A 16,103-nucleotide genomic window follows, 5' to 3' on the forward strand; every position below is an offset into this window, starting at 1 on the left:
AATGCCCGACGTTGTCTTCGAGGCTCTGCAGCTGTGGCGACAACAGCAGATCGACGACGGCCGTCTTCGTCCCGGCCTGCTCAAGGACACACATCTGCAGCAGATCATCCGGTCGGATCGGCGCACTGCCGAGGAGATCGAACCGATGCTGCCACGTCAGGCGAAACCGCTGGTAGACGGAATCGTCCACGTGGTGACGTCGGCCAGGCCCGGCGAGTTCGTCACCGAGGCGTCGCCGACGGTGGAGGCGCCGGCGCCCGAACCGGTTCCGCCGGTGGCGCCCGCTCCCGGAAGTGAGCATCTGGTCGACCTGCGCGCCGAGGACTTCTGCGAGTTCATGCACGGGGAGTCAGACCAGGAGGTCGGGGCGATCACCATCACGGCCGAACCGGGCGGCGGGCACCTGCTCGAATGGTCACCGCTGCCGGAGCGGTCCGGACAGATGGTGCTGTACCGCGTCGTCGCCGGTGAGACGCACCGCCCCTACAAGCCGGAGGCCGGACGACTTGTCGGTGTCACCCGCGGAACCCTCCTCGTGGACACCGCAGCTCCGGCCGCCGCGGTGCGGCACCTGCAGGTGTGGGCACATGCCGGACGCGACCAGCACGACGCGGTGCGGCGCCAGCCCGTTCTCGTCGCCGAGGGACATGTCCTCAGCCCGGTCGCCGACTTCGTTGTCGTCGAAGACGACGGCACCGTGATCGGCCAGTGGACGGTGTGGCCGGGAGTCACCCAGGTGCGGGTACTGCGCATCCCGCTCGACGGCCGAGCTCCAGTGACCAACGACCCACGCCACCGCATCCTGGCCGACCAACCGAATCTCGGCGGATTCGTCGACCGCGACCCCCAACGAGGGCATCGCTACCTCTACCGCGCAATCTGCGAGGTCGACGTCGACGGGCACACCAGACTCTCCCCGGCAGCACAGGCGGAAGTCCTCGTGTCCGCGGTGCTCGAGCCCGTCACCGACCTGCACGTCGCCACCCACGGTGACAGCGACGACCTGCACTTCGACCTCGGCTGGACCCCGCCGGACATCGGCACCGTGGTGATGTATCGAACGGAGACCGCGCCACGGCCGGGCATCGACCGGACAGTGCTCGCGGCGGGTGCACTCGACGTCTCCGGGGGGCTGCCGACCTCCGCGCGACTGGTCCATCCGGTGACCGTGGGAGGCGACGGCGAACACCGGATGAGCAACGTCTCCTGGCCGCGCGGCTGGGTCCGGGCCTACTTCACGCCCGTCACCATCCTCGACGGCGACGTGCAGGTGGGGCACACGGTCATCGCGACCAGGCCGCTGCCCGCGCCGCGAGAGGTGCGGATCGTCGAGCGCTGCACCGAGCAGGTGCTCACCTTCCCATGGCCGGAGGGCGCGGCATCGGTGTCGGTGTACGTGAGCTCGCCACAGGTTCCGGCCGAGCATGCGATCGAACAGCGGCCCTTCGCGGAGATCTCCCGAGCGGCGTACGAACGCGACGGCGGCCTGCACCTGTCGAACCCGCTGCCCGAGCAGGGATGTGCCGTCCACGTGGTCGCCGTCGCCTACACGGCCGGCGAGCGTATCGCGGGCATCCCCGCCACCGTCGACTACCCGGGTCTGTTGCGGATTCAGTACACGACCGAGACTCGCCGCACTGCCGGTGGTGTCGCGCTCGCCGTACGGCTCGCCTCACAGGTCGAACTCCCGACGGCCCCACCGTTCGTCGTGGTGCACAACCAGACCCGGCTGCCGCTCAGCGCTCGGGACGGCCGGCCGCTGGAGGTCCGTGGGGACGGGCGAACCCAGCCCGGCGCCCGGAGCTTCCATCCGCGCGGCCTGCATCGCGAGTGGAGCCAGCTGTGGACCGTCGACGTGACGGACTTGACCGGGTACGTGCGGGTCTTCGCCGATGTGCGGCCCGAGCAGAGCCGCACCATCGCGCTGATCGATCCGCCGATCGAACACATCCGGCTCGATCTCATCGGCGATCACCTCATCGGTGACGACGTGCTGCGCGAAGACGCGCAATGACCGCTCGGATGGACGAGACCGAATCGCCACGGTTCGGTCAGCTCAGCTACACCTCGTTCGACCGACCCGGCACCGGATCCGGCGGCGGCTGGCAGGTCAAGGAGATGGCCGGCGACCTCGACGTCGACGAACAGGAACTGCTCCGCGCGGGAGTCGTATCCCGATTCGAATCCCCGCAGCCGATGCCCCGATTTCCGACCGTCGAGGACATCGCCCGGCGGCCGCGGCGGCTCATGTACGCCCACATCCGTGACGTGGCCGGATGCTATTGGCACACCGTGCCCGCCGGCTCGGACGCCTCCGGCCGCCCCGGGAATGTGTTCGCCCACGCCGTGCTCGATCGCGGTGCGGAGCCCGGCGACGGGGTGCGTCCGATCGAGCGCTGGCGGTCCACGGATTGGCTGGTCCCGTACGGCGCCGACGAGGTCGCGGAGGCAGCCCTGCCGGCCACGGCACCCGGACCCGGGGGGATCGTCGATCGCGACGCCGCACTCGGATTCCTGCTCGATCCGGGAACCTGGCGGATCGGTGTCTTCAGCGTCCTCCTCGACGCGGTGGCGCGGTCCCTGCGCGGCGGCCCGGCGGTGGTGCTCGGATGCGAGGATCCCGACACCGCCGCACTCTGGATCGGGGCCGTCTCGCACTTCATGTCGCCGGGCACCGCCCGTCGTTTCGGATGGTCCACTTTCGACCGTCTGCACTCCGTCGACGACGCCGTGGCACGCGGCGCGAACCTGGTGGCCGTTCCGCTTTCGGACCTGCCCGGAGACAGTCCCGGCTGCACCGTCTTCGGCGAGAACGAGACTCCCGAACTGGGGGAGCTCGACGGTGAGCCGCACTCCGTCGCGAACGGCGATCTCGTTCCGGTGACGTGCTGGTCGGTGCTCGCGCAGACGGTTCTGCTCGACGTCGAGACCGCGCATCGAGCGCTCGCGCATCAGGACGCGATCGCGGCCGGTGTAGGTGGTCGCGACCTGACCGAGGCGTGGCCGCTGGCGATGGCCGTCGTCACCGACCCCGGTCTGCACGACGCACTGGACGAGGCCGCCTCGGTCGTACTCGCGGAGTCCCCGATGGAGGCCGCCACCGCACCCGATCTCGCGCACGTGATCGTCGGAATTGTGGACGAGCGACTCGGTGCGACCACACATCAGGCGGAGGAAACACTCGCCCGCTGGCAGGTTGACAACGCCGTCACGCCCGCGGTCCGGCAGCTCGCTGGCACCGTCTTCGCCTTCCGCGCGCTCGGTGACGGCCACTGGGTACGTCGGGCGAGACCCGAGCAATTCGCTGTCTTCGAGTCGTGCACGCGAACCGAGGACCTTCAAGCCGAGGCCGACGCGATACTCGGCGATCTGCGCTTGCGCGCACGAGGCGGCGGGAATCTGCGCGACGTCGCGTTCGACGCCCTCAAGACGATCGACCTGCTCGTGCGCGCCGACCTCCTCCGCGATCGCGGCGTCGACGTGGCCTTCGAGGTGCTCGAGCGGGCGGTGATCCCGACCCTGTGCGATCGGGTCGACGGAGCCGGATTCGTCGCGGAACTCGGGCCGGTCTCTGCGTCGACGCGCGTGAGATTTGTGCAGCCCGCACTGACCGCCCATCCCGTGTTCGCGGGGCGCCCGCTCGGCTCCCGGCTTGCGCCTCCCGTACTCGAATGGCTCGTCGACGGACTGTTGGACGTACCAGACCTCGACGAGCTCGCCTCCGACCCGCAGCGCATCACCGAGCCCGAATGTGTGCTGATCGCCGACGGCGTCTTCGCCCTCACGGAACAAGAATTCGATCGAGCACGAATACGGAGCGAGCTGGTGCCGGTCGCGTTGTGGAGGGCACTCCACGAAGCGCGGGAGGGCGGCTGGGCGCCGAGCGATGTTCCGGCGCTGGTCGCCGGGCACGGCTGGACGGCGGAGCAATGGTGCCGACTCGTCGGCGCGTTTCCCGAGGCCGTTGCGCCCCGTTTTCTGCAGGACGTGGTCGTCCGCGAACCGTGGGGACCGGAGCTCGAGACGCTCGTCCGCCATCTGGCCGAACCCGGCGCTCGCGAGGAAGCGTCGAGGTGGGCGGCCGATCCGTACTTGGACGACCTCGCGGTGTCGTGGGCGCTGATCCGGAACGAGGAGCGCTGGGCTGCGATCAGCGGACCGGCACTGCGCCGGGCACTCGACGTGCATGTGTTACCCGTCCTGGAGGACTACGCGGAAGGCTACGAAGCGGACCTTCCCACGGATCTGCTCGCCCGGCTCGCGATCTTCACTGTCGCGCTGCGGGCGCAGACCCCACCCCAATCGGGCCTCCCGGTGCCGGACCTTCCGGCCCGGCACCGGGAGGCGCTCGTCCGAGCGGTGGACGAGGACGCACGGTTCGTCGTCGATGCGCTGGCCTCCCTGGTGGAATCCGGTGCGCTCGACGCCTATTGGCTGATGGCACACGCAGTGTTCACGTCTCCGTCGGCGCCGCGGGTGCGGTCCGTGCTGGATCAGCGCGACGTTCTGGCACGGTTCGAGGTCGGTTCCCGTGGGGTGCGATCTTCCCTTCTGGACGAGGTGGCGTCGACGGTGATGAAACGGCCGGGCTACCGCGGCCCGCTGGGGGTGCACGGTCTGATGGACGCGATCCGCGAGGAACTGCACCTGCGCGGACACCGCGATGTCGCCTACGCGTGCGACGTCTACGCCGGGTTCGTCCGGAGTTGGCTCGACGAGCGCCGGGCCGACGCGGATCGATCGCCGCCAGGCCGGGCGACGCCGAGGCGGGTGTGAGGACAGTGCAGATGTGCAGTGCGTGGATACGGGGAGGACGAGACTGATGCCCGGATATGTGCTCGACGGGGCAGGGGTGGTGGACCTGCCGCACCAGCCGCTGGCCGTGACGGTCGATGCGACCACCGTGACGGTTCAGGTGCAGGCGATGACGCCTGACGGCGCCCCGGAGGCGTCCGCGCTCTACCCGAAGCCCGGCTTCCTTGTGCTGCCCCGAGTCACCCACGAGATCGTCGTGGCCGCTCGCCCCGGGGGCGACGCAGTGGTGTTTCCCCAGGGAACCGTGCTGCAGGCCACCATCGCGGTGGACAGTAGCCGCAGCGCCGACCCGGATCGGGCCGAGCTGACACCACTGGACGTGTCGGGACTTCACCACGTCGAGCTTGCGACGATCGCCCCCGCGGGGGAGCGTCTCGCTGTCACGGCCCGCAAGACGGTGGTCGACGTCCCGCTCAGCGATCTCGGCGCCCGCGCGCGGTCCGCGGCACGCGGCGCCCTCGGCGTGGACCGGCTGCCCGAGGCGCGCCGGCTGCGCGTCGAGGTGGATATCGATACGACGATGTCGATGCTGCCGCTCATCGAGGACGGCAGTGTTCGCGCGGCGGTGGACGTGCTCACCGGTATCACGGCGGTGATCGGAATCCGAGAAGAATTGCAGGTCAATCTGATCGGCCGATCCTCCAGGTCGCTGCCCGTCGTCGAGCTGCGGCACGTCGCCGACCAGGTCCAGGCGCAACTGGACGCCGCGCCACTGGGAGTGGGGTTCCGCTCCGCGGAGATCGACCGGTCGAGTTACAACACCCCCACGCTGGTATTCACCGTGACCGACGCACTACCCGCCGATCACACCGGCACGGGTGTGCCGGGTGTGCGACGGCGGCCTGTGATCCTGTGTGCAGACACCTCGGCTGCGGCGGGCCTCGGCACCGCCGTGCCGCCCACCGGCGAAACGGCAGGCACGGATTCCGACTGGCTCTCCAGCCCGGAGAAGTTATTCGCAACGGTGACGTCGCTCGTGGCAGGACTGTCGGCGACAGCCGAATCGGAAGGTGCGCGGCGATGACCAAATGCCCACGTTGTTTCACGGTGCTCCCGTCGGACCGTTACGCCTGGGCCCCGACCGCGCCGGACGCGATCGAGGTCGACGAGGTCGCGACGGTCTTCCACGGCAGCCCCGTGCGGTCCGGCAAGGTCGTCGAGCTCCAGCGGCCCTCGGGTTCCGGGGACGACTGGGCGCCGCCGGTGAGCGACGCCGAGGACAAGGCCAGCGGCCCGGTCGCCGAGGTGTGCCCGACGTGCCACTATCGGCTACCGACCGGGTGGCGCGGCGCCCACGCCACCTGTGTTGCGATGGCCGGCGCCCGCGCCACCGGCAAGACCGTGTACATCGCTGTCCTCGTCAAGACCCTGCAGTTGCTCGGCGAGCGGCTCAACTGCGTGGTCGAGCCCGCGACCTCCGAAACCGAACAGGCCTACCGCGAGATCTACGAGAGGCCGCTGTACGAGGAACGCGGCATTCTCGAATCCACGCCCGCAGCCCACACGAGCAACCCGTACCAGCGGGAGCCGCTGATCTTCAGCCTCGGCCTGTGGAACGGCATGCGGCAGTACCTGGTGCTGCGGGACGTGGCCGGGGAGGACCTCGAGAACCCGGACAACGCGCATGCCCCGCACCTGCGCTTCTTCGCGCAGGCCGACGGCGTCGTGTTCATGTTCGATCCGCTCAAGGTCGAATCCGTCCGGCAGCAGCTCCACGACCTAGTCCCGGCGCAGGAACGCGTCGGCGGCGACCCCCGCTCGGTTCTGCGGACGGTGCTGTCGATCATCGGCGACAGCACACCGAATCTCGCGGTCGTCCTCTCCAAGTTCGACGCCCTACAGGCCCTCGAGCATGTCGACGGCAGCGACTGGAGCGAGATCATGTCACAGCGCGGCGCCGCGTTCTCACGTGACCCGAGCCTGCAGTACGCGCCGTACAACGAATCCGATGGCAGACTGCTGCACGAGGAAGTCCGCAGCCTCCTCGACAAGCTCGAAGCCCGCTCGATGGTGATGGCCGTCGACCAGCCGCACACCGGTGCCTCTCTGCACAGCCGGTTCTTCGCCGTGTCGGCGCTCGGCGAGTCACCGGTCGGGGATCGGTTGCACCACAGCGGGATCTCCCCCTTCCGGTGCCTCGATCCGGTGCGGTGGGTGCTGGCGCAGCGTGGGGTGTGGGCTTGAGGCCAGGAATCGGAGAGTCCTGCGCAGGGCCTGTAACGAATGCAAACGCGTGACCGATTCCTTTGTGTCCAAAGAACTTTCTATTCCCTGGGGGGTGCGGTAGTCACCGCGTCTACCGGCCAGCGCTTTGGAGGAGTCACTGCATGCTGAGTACCGCTTCGCGTCTGCGTGGGACAGGTCGGGTGGGTGCCGAGAGGCACTTGCGGAACGTCGGGGTGCTCCTGGCGACCGCCGGCGCCGTGACATTGCTGTCCGGATGCGGAGCCGAGGAGGAGCCGGAGCCAGCGGCCGCCCCCGGAACTTGTCAAGGGAGTTGAGTCCACGGGGTGTTAAGCGGCTGACGTTTCGGCTTCGGCGGTACTCTCGGGGTCGTCGGCGGGTCGGTTGATCCATACGGTGTCGGGCAGGTCGAGGATTTTCGGTGAGGTCGTGGTGCTGAAGCGGTACGGATGCCTGGTCCGTGCCGCCTCGAGTACCTGCCGACGTTCGGGGGCCTTCGTCGCCGCCAAACCGAAGTCGACGTCGGCGGGAGTGTGTAGCCCGATGCCGGTGTGGCGATGCTCGTGGTTGTACCAGTCGGTGAACTGAATCATGAATTCCCTTGCTTCACTCAGTGATCCGAACCTGTCGGGGAACTCCGGACCGTACTTGAGGGTCTTGAACACGGCCTCCGAATACGGGTTGTCGTTCGACACCCGCGGACGCGAATGCGAGCGGGTGACCTCGAGGTCCGACAGCAGTGACGCGACGGACTTGCTGGTCATCGACGTGCCACGGTCGGCGTGCACGACCTGCGGGACGCCGTGCACCGCGAAGATCTGCTCCATCAGCTCCCGTGCCAGCACACCTGATTCGTGAGCGTGGACGTGCACTCCGACGATGTAGCGGGAGTAGATGTCGATCATCACGTAGGCGTCGTAGTAGCGGCCCTTGTCCGGCCCGGCGAGCTTCGTGATGTCCCACGAGTACACCGCCCGGGGCGCGGTCGCGACCAGTTCCGGGCAGGTTCTCGCCGGGTGCCGGGCGAGCCTGCGACGTTCACTGACCTGCGTGTTCTCCCGCAGTATGCGATACATCGTCGATATCGAACACAGGTAGACACCCTCGTCGAGGAGTTGCGCGTACACCTCGAGCGGTGCCTGATCGCCGAACCGGTCACTGTTGAGTATGTCGAGGATGCGGCGCCGTTCGATCGGGCTGAGCTTGTTCGCCGGCGGATTCGTAGGTCGGGTCGGGGCGGAAGGCATCGGTGCGGCGGCTGCGGTGCGGCGCCGGACCGCGGTCGATCGGACCACACCGGTCACTGCGCTTGCTGTTCTCGTCGACACCCCGACGTCGGTCAGTTCGGTCCATGCTGCGGACAGCGCTCGGTCGGCTTGCCGTCCAAATCCGCTCTCTCGGAGAGAGATTCCATGAGAGCAGGCGCTTTTCCCATAATGTCCAGGGCGGCTTCTGTGGTGGCCAGTCGCTTGTTCGTGCGGTCGAGCTCCCGCTTGAGGCGAGCGATCTCGGCCTGCTCAGCGGGCAGCTTGCCCACCTTCGCGCCGGCAGGTTTGCCGTCGAGGACGCCGGCGTCGCGTTGCTTGCGCCACTCGGTGATCAGGGAGGAGTAAAGGCCCTCGCGGCGCAGGTAGGCGCCGCCTTCGTTCGTCTGGCAGGCCTGCTCGTACGCGGCCAGGTGCGCCAAATTGTCCGCCGGGGTGAACAAGTGTCGGCGTGGCCCATCGGAACGTGGGTGGGAGGACTCCATGTGAGCATTGTCCCCGGCCATGGCCAGGCTGGAAATCGTCATCGTGGGATAGATCCGTATCTCGCCCTGCAGGCGGGGTTGCTGTGAACCGTTGGACTCAACTCACCCTGACACGCAGGGAACTCGACGCACTCAAGGGCGCCGACAGCGCGAGCGTGTTCGCCGAACTGATCCGCACCGGCCTCCAAGCCTTGATCGAAGCCGAGGCCACCGAGAAACTCGGTGCCGGCCGCTACGAACGCACCGCCACCCGCACCACCCACCGCAACGGGCACCGCACCAAGACCGTGGCCACCACCAGCGGGGACGTCGACGTCAAGATCCCCAAGCTGCGGTCGGGGTCGTTCTTCCCGTCTTTGCTCGAACGCCGCCGGCGCATTGACAAGGCCCTGTACGCGGTGGTGATGGCGGCGTACGTGCACGGGGTGTCGACACGCAGTGTCGATGATCTGGTCGGCGCGCTCGGGGTCGACTCCGGGATTTCGAAGTCGGAGGTGTCGCGGATCTGCGCCGATCTGGACACCGAGGTCGCCCGGTTCCGGGAACGCACCTTGACCCATACGAGTTTTCCGTACGTGTTCCTCGACGCCACCTTCTGCAAGGTCCGCATCCGTGCACACGTGGTCTCCCAGGCCCTGGTGGTCGCGACCGGGGTGTCGATCGACGGCACCCGCGAGGTGTTGGGCACCGCGGTCGGGGACAGCGAATCGTACGAGTGCTGGCGTGAGTTCCTCACCGGCCTGCGCGGACGAGGTCTGTCCGGGGTGCATCTGGTGATCTCCGACGCGCACAGTGGGCTCAAAGCCGCCGTGGCGCAGCAATTTGCGGGTTCGGCATGGCAGCGGTGCCGGGTGTACTTCATGCACAACATCCGGGGCGCGGTGGCGACCAAGCACGTGCCGCCGGTGATGGCGGCGGTCAAGACGATCTTCGCGCACACCGACCCGGTGGAGGTGGCCGCGCAGTGGGATCAGGTCACCGACACCCTCTCCGGATCGTTCCCGAAGGTCGCGGCGTTGATGGAGTCGGCCAAGCACGATGTGTTGGCGTTCACCGCGTTCCCGAAGGCCCATTGGCAGAAGTTGTGGTCGAACAATCCCAGATCGGTTGAACAAGGAGATCAAGCGTCGAGCCGATGTCGGGGAGATCTTCCCGAATCCGGCCGCGTTCCTGCGGCTGGCGACCGCGGTGGTGATCGAGCAGCACGACGAGTGGGAGGTCACCCGCCGTTACGTTTCCGACTTGAGCATGGACGAGCTCCGGACGGTGATCGCCGCGAAGGAACACGCCACCGAACCGGTGTTGTCGTTGACCGGATCGCGTGAAACAGCATAGTATCCACCACAACTCGTTGATCACCGCGCATACCGCGAACCGATCCGAAGTCCATCACTCCACGGGGCACTATCGAATACGACAGTCGTCGCTTCGTCAGATACTCGAGCAACGCATGGGTTCCGCCGGCCCCGTCGATGCGCACCAGCACCTTCTTCCCGACCCGATACGACGGATCGAACGGCAACTGGGCGAGTGCGTCCTTCACGATCGTGACGTGATCGGTTGCAGTGTTGGAGCCTGCATTGCCGGGCGTAGCAGCATCGCGACCGGTTCGCCGGTGCCGCCGGTGCCGTGGTCGACGAACGCACACAGTGGATGAAAGCCATAGCCGCGTTTGAAGTCGGAGCTGCCCTCTCTTTCTCGGAGTGGGCGGTGACCAGCGTGGCATCGATGTCGACGACCAGAGGGTGGTCTTCGTCGATGCCGTGGTCGGGTGCCTGCGTTCGTGCTGCGGACCAGGCGTGAGCGCGGGCGGTAGCCCGGGCTGCGTCGATGGCCGACAGTGCTGCAGGGGCATTGGCGGCAAGGGCGCCGATCAAGCGTGAGACCGTCGGATCCGAGGCGACCGGACCGAAGACCTCCGGATGTGCTCGTAGTTGAGCGATGTCGGCCAGGCAGTCACCACCCAGAGCGAGCGAGATCGCAGATCGAGCAGGATTTTGCCGGGATCGTGCCTGGCCAGCGATGTGCGCCATCGCGCGAGGGCGGTCGAGAGTGCGGTGGTCAGAGCGGTCTTCTCGACCGCCCGTACCAACAGGACCGCGCCGGCGTGTGACACGACACCGGTTCCGGCGGCTGTTGCGGACAGGCGACGATACGGGGACGTAGACTTGCGCACCGGAAAAGTGATCCTTCTTCTCGGGTGAATACGGGCCTCAACAATCCGCATTCTCCCAGGTCGGGTCACCTTTCTTCATGTCCGACACACACCCTCACGCGGAACGCCGTGAAAGCGGCAGGCTAGGGCTCCGCGTCGCTTCGCGATCCGAATCCTACGCCGCCCAAGCAAGATCAACTCACCGAGAAAACGTCATTCGAAGCAAGTGCCACGTAGATCAGCGTCGGATTTATCAACGTCTTTGAGACTTGCTCCTTTCATATTGGCAGAGAGAAATGAAGAATTCTTGATGATTGCCCGACTCAGGTTGGTACGGACTAGAATCGCGCCGTCGAAATTTGCTCCTACGAGAATCGCGTTCTTGTAGGAAAGCGCCTCCAAATTTGCTCCTGCAATACATGCGCCGGTCAAGTCTAGAGGAGATTTCATTCTCCTTGACCAGTTTCCACCCAGAACGCGCACTGCCGCCTCAGAATCTCGCCTAATGTGTTGCTCTCCGTCTTGAATATCGGGCCGAGAATCGCGTACGAATGCGCTGAGCACTTGTCGTATAGAATCCTTGTCGAATGAAGAGTCGGAAGCAAGTCGATCAAGTGAGTAGACCGCCCCGAGGCGGCGAGAGAGTGAGTCTGCTTCGAGTTCGGCAACTGATTGGCTGAATCTATCCGTCAGTTGCCCGGTCCGTAATAGTCCGAAATTCCTTGCGGCGATCACAAAAGTGAACAATGCGGCAGTAGCCGCCACGAAGGCTACCAGACTTGAGCGAATGTCGCTCTCTGCCTTGAGGCGTGCCGCTGAGTCAAGTCCTTCGGCGTATGGCAACGACAGCGCTCTAGGAAGTACCCAAGTGCAAACGGCACCCACGACGACCACTACGATCATACCGAGAACTGCCCACCCGAAAAGTGAGGGGCTGCGTCGAAGGTTCATGTAAAGTCGGCTCCTAGGTCTGGACTCGGACACCCTGGTGAGCAAGGAGACTACCGTGGCGCAACGCAAAATCTCCCCATTCGATGAAGAAAAGATCCAGAGGCTTTTTGGTCACGAGGCGGCTGAAGATGAAGACCCTCAACGTCTACAGGAGTATTACTTCAAGCCATCGACATATGATCAAGTCGTCACGGAATTACCGCTTCGTATTGTTGTGGGTCATAAAGGAATCGGAAAGTCCGCACTATTTCAGGTCGCACTCGCGGAGAATCGGGAAATGAACCTCCTCGCAATAAGTGTGAAGCCAGATGATGTCCTAGATATCGCGACGGAGAGCAACGACTTTCTCAAATCGGTGCGAAACTGGAAGGTTGGAATCCGCGAAATTATCGAGCGCGAGGCATCGCGAAGATTGGACGTAGACATTAGTAGCACCTCCGGATCTGATCTACTTCTGATGCGCCTCGCCAAGGAGTTGGGTGCTCAAGGTTGTGTCGATGAACTGGGAGCAGAATTCCTGCGATCACCTCAGATTATTGTGTACATAGATGATCTCGACCGGGGTTGGCAGGGAAGTACAAAAGATGTGCGCCGTATCTCGGCGTTGTTGAGTGCGGTCCGGGATCTGTCGAACGAGGACCGTGGAATAAAGTTCAGAATCAGCTTGAGGTCGGATGTGTACTTTCTGGTCCGAACTTCGGACGAATCAACCGATAAGGTCGAAGGATCTGTCGTTTGGAACTCGTGGACCAATAATGAGATATTCGCCTTGCTAGTAAAGCGTATTGAGACATTCTATGGTCGAGACGTTGATTACGATGACTTGAGCAGTAGGAGCTCGGCGTCCTTGGCCCACTATCTCGACCCGGTGTTTGAGCCAAGATTTCAAGGGAGGGGCCATTGGCGCAATGCGCCAATATATAGAGTAATGATGTCACTTGTTAGAAAACGTCCGCGTGATCTTGTCAAGTTATGCACTCTGGCGGCGCGATCCGCAAATAGAACCAAGCACAATCTAATACTTACCGGAGACCTTGAGGCAAGTTTCGAGGAGTATTCACAGGGGAGAGTTCAGGATGCGATTAATGAATACAATTCTGAACTAAGGGATATTGAACGATTGCTGTTTGGCATGCGCCCGAGCAAAAAGGAGGCAAGTGCCAAGGCTGGCTATGTATACCCAACTGAATCGCTCATACGTAAGATCAAGAACATTCAAGAGCAGGGGAAATTCTACTTCGCGTCAGGGAGGGAGGCATCTCCTCAGGAACTTGCGGCATTCATGTATAAGATCAATTTCATTACAGCTCGGAAAGAATCGGGGGGTCTGATACACCGTAAGTACTTTGAGGAGCAGCGCTATCTGCAGAGCAAGTTCGCTGATTTTGGCTATGATTGGGAGGTTCATCCTGCATACAGATGGGCTTTGCAGCCATCGGACGTTCGATCTGTGTTCGATTCACTAGAACTGAGCGCCGATGATTAGATTTCAGTGCCAGGTCGATCCGGTCACGCTACCCTTCGGTGATTGTCTGATGCATCGTAATCGTCTGCTCGGACCGTGTTCCCGAGGCTTATCGGTGGGAGTTTCACGCCTTGCCCGGAAAGCAAGGGATGGCAAGGATAAAATTTCCTGTCTGAACAACCCTTGAAGTGCGCGCGGGAGCGCTACAGAGATGAACAAGGTGTGCTGCGATATGGCCGTTCTCGAGTTCCAGCAGCTGATTTGCAGTCGCTGCGACGTGGCGACCCACAAGACCTCGAGTCTGTGCTGTGCGGCGAAGGTCTCGCCCTGGACGTGATTTGCTTTCGTGAGTTTCGCCAGATGCGCCCGAGGGCGACTCGGCAGTACGCGGGCATGCGCATCTCCGGAAACCACCGCGAACGATGCCTCGAACCGGTAGGCGTTCGCGTTGCGCAACGCCGACAGCGCCGGCGCCGCAGGGTGCGGATCGCGGTAGTGCATTTTCGTGTTGTAACAGCGGGACAGCGCGCCCAACCGGTGGCGAAGACCGCGACCAGTCTGGCCGATGTAGTCGAGACCGTCGGATCCTCTGCAACGCACGGGGGACATGCCAGGAAGTTGGAGGAGGGGGGCGTTGCGGGAGATCTCGCGCAGCGGCAGCCATTTGCTACACACGGGGATCGAGGCAGTCATTTGCCGATCCGCGTCTTCTCGTCGAGTACCGTGCTAGCCCCCGCAGCGTCGGTGGCACGGACGGCAAGGGTGGCGCGCGCCAGGTGCTCTGGCAATGCCGTCGAGAACTTCAGTCCCCGCAGTGCACCGGAGTCCACCGCCGGAAGTGGCCCTGAACCCGCGGCCCGTAGTGCGGCCAGCCCGGAGCGAATGTCGGCGACAGCGAGATCGGCATGAAGGCGTAGCGATTCCGCCCCGATCCGCTGGCGCGGCGGCACCAGGTCAGGGGCCCACGCCGCAAGGGTGCGGTTGGCTTTCGCCCCCGCCCACGTCCACCAGCGCCAGTCGTCCCGGTCGTCGCGGGCAATGATGAACGCGCCGTCGGTGACCTGATCGGCGCGCAGCAGACGCTGGTCGTCGAGAGTTGCGGCGGCCCGCCGCGTCAACGTCACCCCGGCCGGGTTGGCACCGAGCAGGATCTCGCGAATCCCGCGGGCAATTTCGAACGATGCTCCGTCGGGCACCGAACTCCACTTGGCGCGTCCCTGGATGTCGGTGGCCTCGACAAACACGTGTCGGCGTTTCCAGTCGATATGTGTGACCGTCCACGACCGTCCACCGAGCAGTAGGATGCGCGGACCATCGACGTCGTCGGTAAGCACGCTCGTTTCGACCGATCCGATTTCCTGCCGACCTGCCAACACCGTGAATTCCGGGGCGGCGGTGAATACCGCAAGTAACTCCATGAAATGCCGGCGCCCGAAGTGCATTTCGGATTCGGGCCCGATGAAGGCGCTTCCGGCGTCGTGCTCGAGGAACCCCTCGGAGAGGAGGTGGTGGAAGATCTGCTCACCGTCGGCGCCGAACAGCGGGAGTGAACCCCAGGCCTTTTGCCATCCGACAAGCGGAACTCGTCGCGTCTGCAACGCCGCGGCCAACAACTGCTGGGCGGCGATGTGGCGTGGTTCTGGCGTCGGAACGACGGGCTCGACCCAGCCGGTGGACCAGCACTGCAGCATTCCGAGCGTCTCCAGTAGCGCCTGGTCGGTGAGGGCCAGGAACAGGCAGTTGCGGGTGGTGCCCGACCTACGACCGGTGCGCCCGAGCCGCTGAAGAAATGACGACACCGTTCGCGGCGCGTTGATCTGGATCACGCGGTCCAGGTCGCCGACGTCGATGCCCAGCTCAAGGGTAGAGGTGGCGACGATGACGCAGTCACGGGCCTCCGCGAACGCCTGCTCGGATTCGCGGCGCTCGGCCGCCGACAGCGACGAATGCGAGATGAAGGTGGTGATGCCGCGGCGCCGGAGTTCGGTGCCGAATTCCTCGGCGAGTCGCCGCGAATCCACGAACACCAGCCGCTTCTCGCCGGCGTGCAGCGCCGCGATGACCTTCGCGGCATTTTCGACGCCGCCGACCGAGTCGACGGTGATCTCGGGGACCACCGCACCGCCGGGCACTGCGGGGGAGATGACACGACCGGGGGCGGACGCGCCACCCTGCAACCAGCCGAGCAACTCGTCCGGGTTACCGACGGTGGCGGACATGCCGACCCGTTGCAGCCTGCGCCCCAGCAGCGTCTCGAGCCGGGCGAGCACCGCAAGCAGGTGCCAACCGCGATCGTCGCCGGCGAACGCGTGCACCTCGTCGACTACCACCGCTCGCACCCCGCTGAGCAGTGCGGCGGCGTCGACGCTCTCGGACACCAGCATCGACTCCAGCGATTCCGGGGTGGTGAGCAGGATGTCGGGCCTATCGCGCTTGATGCGACCACGCGCCGACTGGCCCACATCGCCGTGCCACGTCATCGCGGAGCGGCCGAGCCACGCCGCGTACTCCGCGAGCCGCGGCTGCAGGTTGTTCAGCAGCGCCTTGAGCGGGCATACGTACAGCACCGAGATCCCGGTCCAGCGTTCGGCCTGCATGCGGGTCAACAGCGGGAACATCGCCGCCTCGGTCTTGCCTCCCGCGGTCGGGGCCAACAGGATCGCATCCGCGCCGGCGGTGACGGACGCGACGGACTCGTCCTGCAGCGGCCGCAGTCCGGGCCAGCCGAGCGAGTTGACGATGTGGTGCTGCAGCACCGGATCGAGCAGGTCGAACCCGGCCAC

Annotated in this window: 8 protein-coding genes and 2 pseudogenes; 6 read left to right on the top strand and 4 right to left on the bottom strand. The window is 65.1% G+C overall.

Annotation, left to right across the window (positions count from 1 at the left end):
- The first annotated feature begins 1 nt into the window (after position 1).
- Genes ISO16_RS26975 through ISO16_RS26990 form a run of 4 tightly spaced genes read left to right on the top strand, consistent with a single transcriptional unit; the run spans position 2 to position 6,999 of the window.
- A complete protein-coding gene (locus ISO16_RS26975; protein ID WP_072634854.1) occupies positions 2-2,014 on the top strand; it encodes a hypothetical protein in 2,013 nt (670 codons plus the stop codon).
- Positions 2,015-2,022: 8 nt separating this feature from the next.
- Positions 2,023-4,776: a GAP1-N2 domain-containing protein gene (locus tag ISO16_RS26980; RefSeq protein ID WP_230304448.1), complete on the top strand. Its 2,754-nt coding sequence runs from the start codon at positions 2,023-2,025 to the stop codon at positions 4,774-4,776.
- Between the two features lie 46 nt (positions 4,777-4,822).
- A complete protein-coding gene (locus ISO16_RS26985; protein ID WP_072634856.1) occupies positions 4,823-5,839 on the top strand; it encodes a hypothetical protein in 1,017 nt (338 codons plus the stop codon).
- Positions 5,836-6,999 carry a TRAFAC clade GTPase domain-containing protein gene (locus ISO16_RS26990; RefSeq protein ID WP_072634857.1) on the top strand — a complete coding sequence of 388 codons (1,164 nt, stop codon included), beginning with the start codon at positions 5,836-5,838 and terminating at the stop codon, positions 6,997-6,999. The genes ISO16_RS26985 and ISO16_RS26990 overlap by 4 nt, the downstream gene beginning before the upstream one ends.
- A gap of 329 nt (positions 7,000-7,328) precedes the next feature.
- Here ISO16_RS26990 and ISO16_RS26995 read toward each other — a convergent pair.
- Positions 7,329-8,749 (bottom strand): IS3 family transposase gene (locus ISO16_RS26995; RefSeq protein ID WP_139310998.1). Its coding sequence is split into 2 segments (ribosomal slippage): positions 7,329-8,365 and positions 8,365-8,749, totalling 1,422 coding nucleotides; the frame shifts between segments, so codons are not numbered across the junction.
- Positions 8,750-8,856: 107 nt separating this feature from the next.
- On the opposite strand from ISO16_RS26995, the pseudogene ISO16_RS27000 reads away from it, so the two are divergent.
- Positions 8,857-10,084, top strand: a pseudogene (locus tag ISO16_RS27000) (IS256 family transposase).
- 70 nt (positions 10,085-10,154) lie between these two features.
- Here ISO16_RS27000 and ISO16_RS27005 read toward each other — a convergent pair.
- Both ISO16_RS27005 and ISO16_RS27010 read right to left on the bottom strand, forming a co-directional pair.
- Positions 10,155-10,925 (bottom strand): annotated as a pseudogene (locus tag ISO16_RS27005) (transposase); the annotation flags it as partial.
- Between the two features lie 192 nt (positions 10,926-11,117).
- Positions 11,118-11,807 carry a pentapeptide repeat-containing protein gene (locus ISO16_RS27010; protein ID WP_170914064.1) on the bottom strand — a complete coding sequence of 230 codons (690 nt, stop codon included), beginning with the start codon at positions 11,805-11,807 and terminating at the stop codon, positions 11,118-11,120.
- Positions 11,808-11,910: 103 nt separating this feature from the next.
- Here ISO16_RS27010 and ISO16_RS27015 point away from each other — a divergent pair, with 103 nt between their 5' ends.
- Positions 11,911-13,341, top strand: coding sequence for a P-loop ATPase, Sll1717 family (locus ISO16_RS27015; RefSeq protein WP_072634897.1), 1,431 nt, complete (start codon positions 11,911-11,913; stop codon positions 13,339-13,341).
- Between the two features lie 668 nt (positions 13,342-14,009).
- On the opposite strand, the gene ISO16_RS27020 is transcribed toward ISO16_RS27015, so the two are convergent.
- On the bottom strand, positions 14,010-16,103 hold the full coding sequence (locus tag ISO16_RS27020) for a DEAD/DEAH box helicase (protein WP_072634860.1): 2,094 nt from the start codon (positions 16,101-16,103) through the stop codon (positions 14,010-14,012).

It is taken from the genome of Rhodococcus sp. M8 (assembly GCF_015654185.1).
In the GTDB taxonomy this organism is placed as follows: domain Bacteria; phylum Actinomycetota; class Actinomycetes; order Mycobacteriales; family Mycobacteriaceae; genus Rhodococcus; species Rhodococcus aetherivorans.